5 protein-coding genes are annotated in these 4,838 nt (G+C 34.1%); all 5 read left to right on the top strand.

Annotated features, from left to right (window positions below):
- Nucleotides 1-169: 169 nt before the first annotated feature.
- Nucleotides 170-1,687, top strand: a complete 1,518-nt coding sequence (locus tag ABZA26_RS07805) for a 4Fe-4S binding protein (protein ID WP_372713959.1) — start codon at nucleotides 170-172, stop codon at nucleotides 1,685-1,687.
- A gap of 2 nt (nucleotides 1,688-1,689) precedes the next feature.
- Nucleotides 1,690-2,535 (top strand): UPF0280 family protein, encoded by an 846-nt coding sequence (locus ABZA26_RS07800; RefSeq protein WP_372713958.1) that lies wholly within the window; start codon nucleotides 1,690-1,692, stop codon nucleotides 2,533-2,535.
- Between the two features lie 16 nt (nucleotides 2,536-2,551).
- Entirely contained in the window at nucleotides 2,552-3,139 is a 588-nt protein-coding gene (locus ABZA26_RS07795) for an amino acid synthesis family protein (RefSeq protein ID WP_372713957.1), read from the top strand.
- Between the two features lie 39 nt (nucleotides 3,140-3,178).
- On the top strand, nucleotides 3,179-4,105 hold the full coding sequence (locus ABZA26_RS07790) for an AEC family transporter (protein WP_372713956.1): 927 nt from the start codon (nucleotides 3,179-3,181) through the stop codon (nucleotides 4,103-4,105).
- Between the two features lie 269 nt (nucleotides 4,106-4,374).
- Nucleotides 4,375-4,689, top strand: a complete 315-nt coding sequence (locus ABZA26_RS07785; protein WP_372713955.1) for a carboxymuconolactone decarboxylase family protein — start codon at nucleotides 4,375-4,377, stop codon at nucleotides 4,687-4,689.
- Nucleotides 4,690-4,838 lie beyond the last annotated feature (149 nt).

Below are 4,838 nucleotides of genomic sequence, written 5' to 3'. Positions count from 1 at the left end.
GCCGGGAATTACAACAGTAATAATAGACGGAGAGATTATGTTTACAAAGAGCAGGAACACTCCTCCAGCAACAAATAAGCCAACTATTTCTTAATACTTTAATGTATAAAGGAATTTAGGTTTGGTTGGAGTTAGAGATATGTTAGGAAAAATCCAAAAGGAGAGAATTATGATTAAAATAGACTTGGAAAAATGTAAAGGTTGTAAAATATGTGCTAATAATTGTCCTATATCTGCAATTGATATGTTGGATAAAAAAGCTATACTAAAGGATAGTTGTGTTAGTTGCGGCATATGTTCAAGAATTTGTCCCTTTGGAGCTATAGAAAAAACAACAGAAGAAAATAATAATTCTACAAAATGCACTAATTGCCCGGTAAACTGTTCAATACCATTGGGTATGACTGGTGCATGTAAAAGATATACGAATATAGATGATAACATTGTAAGAAACAGAAAACTGGTAGTTGAGACTATCACAACAATACCGGAAAAAGAAAATCTTCCATATAAGCCTGTCATTACTGCAGTGGGAAGCGGAACTAGCTATCCCTGTTGTCGTCCAGCACCCTTTATAGTTCAAGAAAATGTAGAAGGAGTGGATGTTGTGACTGTTGTGACAGAAGCACCGCTAAGCTATAGCGGAGTTAAGGTGAAAATTGATACTAATATGCATATAGGGGAAGAAGGGTCAAAAGTAAAAAGAGATGGTAAAGTAGTAGGTATGGTTACCACTGAAGAGTACGGATCCAAAATGCTTACTATAGGTGGAGCAAATCTATTAAGTAATGGTAATGACGGATTCATAGTTGCTAAGACAATTGTAGACCTTGCAAACGGAAGAATGGTATTACTAAAAATTGAACAGGGAAGTACTATAGAAATCAAACAAGGGGAATCTCCAATTATAAATGGTAAAAAAGAAAAACTAATGAGAGTAGGATGCGGAAGTGCTACTATTGGTATGTTTGCAAGAAACTTGTGTAAAGTAGTCGATGAGGCAATTATTCTTGATTATCATGTAATCGGATTGCTCTCTGATCATTTTGCCGGTGAAGAGGTTGGCATGGAATATAGTGGTGTTGTTCCAACAGGAACTAAAAGTACAAGAGGACGATATTTTGGTGAACACGGTCACGGATGGGGAGGAACAAATATAACCAATCCATTAGATGCCGTAAAATCCATTGATATGAATATTGCAAAAATAGGATATAAAATATTAGTAACTGAAACTACAGGACAAAAAGCTACACTCTTAGAAGTGCAACAGGATGGAAGTGTAAAAGAGATACCTTTGACTGAAGAAGTAATTGATTCAGTCAGACTTATTTCAGAAACTTGTGAAGAAGCAAAAGTTTCAGTTATTTATACAGGTGGAACAGGTGGAAGTGCTAGAGCTGGCGTAACAAACTTTCCTAAGAAGCTTACAGATGCCATACATAATGACGAAGTACGTATGACTGTGGCAGGAGCACCAACATTTATTTTACCAGGAGGTGGAATAAACTTTATGGTCGCTGTGGAAAAAATGGTTCCTGAGTCAACAACCTGGGTTCCTACACCGGCAACTGTAGCACCTATTGAATATACAATGACTCGAGACAAATATGAACAACTTGGTGGTCATGTTAAAGAAATTATGACAAAAGAAAAATTACTAAAAAAATTAAATCTAGAGGGATAATTATGATTCAGGAATTAGAAGATAAAAGGGTTTTTATAAATCACGGACCAATTCAGATGACTTTAGATATAAAAATTAATTCTAGAAGAAGTTCCGATATAGCATTTAAGGTTGCAGAATATATTATTGGTGAATTAGAAAATTTATTGAAATATATGCCTGAATTAAAAGACATGAAATCTCTTAAAAAGATTAAGGCAGAATACCCTGGAGTTTTGAATAAAATGATTACAGCTATAGATAAGTGTGGAGATAAAACTATAAATGTATTAGGGGCTGTAGCCGGTTCTTTTTCAGATATAGCCTTAGAGAAAGCCATAGATTTAGGTGCAACTAGAGTTATAATCAATAATGGTGGAGATATAGCATTTAGAGACATAAGTGGTGATCCAGTAAAAATTGGTATTCCTTTAAATCGAGATTTAAGTAAAACTAAATTAGTAATGACAATCACCAATGATATGAATATCGGAGGAGTCTGCACCAGTGGATTGGGAGGGAGAAGCTTTACAAAAGGCATTGCAACGGCCTCCGTTGTATTGGCTGGTAATGCTGCTATTGCAGATGCCTGTGCAACATATTTAGGTAATATGACCAATGTTGAAGATGAAAAAATTACCCGTTGTTTTGCAGAAAAAATTGATTCAGGGACTGACATTCCTGGTCAATTGGTTACACTAAGTGTCGGTGATATATCTAAAGAAAAGATTTATAAAGCATTATTGAACGGGGTAAATGCTGCAGAAAAGTTATATGAAAAAGGGATAATAAAAGGAGCATTATTATGTGTCAAAGATGAAATTGTAATGATCCCGGATAATATCAATTATATTAAAAATAAAGATTAGAACCCAGGAGGAGTTTATGAATATTAAGATTAGAAAGTTTTGTACCTTTGTAGAAGAGATTATGATAGATGGGCAAAAATCTATCGAAGGAAAAGTCAATAAAAGATCTGCTGCTGCAGTAATTATTAAAAATCCTTTTGCAGGAAAATATGTTGAAGATTTATCTGAATTAACTGAATGGAGTGTTGAAATAGCACCTGTACTTACAAAAAAAGCACTAAAAGCAGCTGGAATAGAAATAGATGAAGTTGAAAGTTACGGAAAAGCTGCAATTGTAGGTGGAAACGGTGAGCTAGAACATGCTGCTAGTATATTACATCCAAAATTAGGAAAACCATTTCGTGACGAAGTTGGTGGAGGAAAAGCAATTATTCCTTCTTCCAAGAAAATGGGGTATCCAGGATGTACAATAGATGTTCCTCTACACTATAAAGATGCAGCATTTGTAAGATCTCATTTTGATGCTATGGAAGTCAGAATCCCTGATGCTCCAAGAGGTGATGAAATAGTAGTGATTCTAGCAATCACAAATTGCGGAAGACCACATCCTCGAGTAGGTGGTTTAACAAAAGATGAATCCAAATGTGAAGATGGATTAAGATAATAGCATATAATTATTTAAAATATTTTAGGAGTGAGACATTTGGAGAGAATAATAAGCAGTGTTATACTTGTAATGTTAATGGTCGGGACTGGATGTTTTTTAACAAGCAAGGATATATTAGGAGAGGAAAGTAATAAACTTTTTTCAAAACTTGTATTAAAAATATGTCTTCCAGCACTGATAATACAAGGTCTTACTGGGCGGTTTACAAGAGATGAGCTTATAGATTCCGTCCAATGGCTGGGTTTGTCTTTTGCAATAATTATTATTTTGATAATAGTATCTAATATTATTATCCTCAGCAAATATATAAAAAGAAAAGCACTTTTCCAAATTTCATTTATATTTGCGAACACTATATTTATAGGTCTCCCTGTGAATATAGCTCTTTTTGGAGATGAAAGTATCCCTTATATTTTCCTTTATTACTTTGCCAGTACTACTTTTTTCTGGACTTATGGTTTATACTGTGTACGAGAAGGAGGCAGTATAAAAGATGGTTTAAAAAAACTACTGACTCCTACCACTACAGCAATGTTCATAGGAATATTTTTATTGTTTTTCAAAGTTCCTATTCCTGGATTTATGGCAACTTATCTGAAATATATCGGTGGAATGACTACTCCTCTTTCCATGCTTTATCTAGGAACCTCTATATACAACCAGGGAATAAAATCCCTGAAACCAGACTTTGAATCCGTAATAGGTTTGATTTCAAAATTTATTATAGCTCCGGCTATAGCCTTTATAATAATAAAAATAGCCGACGGTTTTCTACATCTTCCTATACTTTTGAAAAAAGTATATTTTATACAAACCACTATGCCACTAATGACAAATGTAGCAATCCTAAGCGGATATTACAACAAACACCCCAAGGAGGCATCTAAACTCGTTGGCCTTTCTACTATTTTAGTAGTTATAACCATACCATTTTATGCAGTTTTAACAGAATTAATATTTTAAAATCAAATAAAATACTCTGTTTCGCCCCAGAATATATCTTGGGGCGTTTTTCATTTCAGACGGTTCACTGTCTTGTTGTTTAGAACATCGTAAATAATTTGAAATAGCATTCCGTGATCAAAGAAAACAGGGTATGAATAACTAACAGGAAACGACCAACCTTTGTAGTTAATAGGGCACCTAAGTAAAAAATTAAAAAGTTTATCTCAAATAAGTACAGGAAGATAAAAAGATTTCTAGTATATACTTAAAAAAAAGGAGGTTATTTAATGAAAAATACTCATGAGTTATATACCCGTTTTAAAGAGGAATTTCCAGAGGTAAACTCAAAATATGAGGAACTAGGAAGGCTAATACATGAGGATTGTGGACCTGTTGGTAAAAAGGAGAGGTGGCTCATAAAAATAGCTATATCAGCATCTAGCAGTCATATGAGAGCTCTAGAGACTCATATTAGGAAAGCTACTGATGCAGGAGCTTCTCAAGAGGAAATAAAGCAGACTCTTCTCTTACTTATTCCCACAGTAGGATTTCCAACCTTTATGGAGGCGTACTCAGTATATAAACAGGTATTTAAAAATTGATAATTTACACAAAACTTGAAACAGACTCTTAGAGCAGGGAAAAATCCCTGCTCTAATTTAATAAATGGATCTCCCCAAGGATAAAAATGAATCTTGGGCAAACCAAAATTTTCTAAAGAGAGAGGGAGCGAATTTAAAAACAATTAAGT

The sequence above is a fragment of the Ilyobacter sp. genome (genome assembly GCF_041583315.1).
In the GTDB taxonomy this organism is placed as follows: Bacteria; Fusobacteriota; Fusobacteriia; order Fusobacteriales; family Fusobacteriaceae; genus Ilyobacter.
Note: the sequence above shows the minus strand (reverse complement) of the source record. Positions and strands in the feature narration are given on the sequence as shown.

Bases quoted from the DNA above. Each gene is read 5' to 3' on its own strand.
- ABZA26_RS07795 (WP_372713957.1), top strand. From the start codon at position 2,552: ATGAATATTAAGATTAGAAAGTTTTGTACCTTTGTAGAAGAGATTATG.
- ABZA26_RS07805 (WP_372713959.1), top strand. From the start codon at position 170: ATGATTAAAATAGACTTGGAAAAATGTAAAGGTTGTAAAATATGTGCT.
- ABZA26_RS07800 (WP_372713958.1), top strand. From the start codon at position 1,690: ATGATTCAGGAATTAGAAGATAAAAGGGTTTTTATAAATCACGGACCA.
- ABZA26_RS07785 (WP_372713955.1), top strand. From the start codon at position 4,375: ATGAAAAATACTCATGAGTTATATACCCGTTTTAAAGAGGAATTTCCA.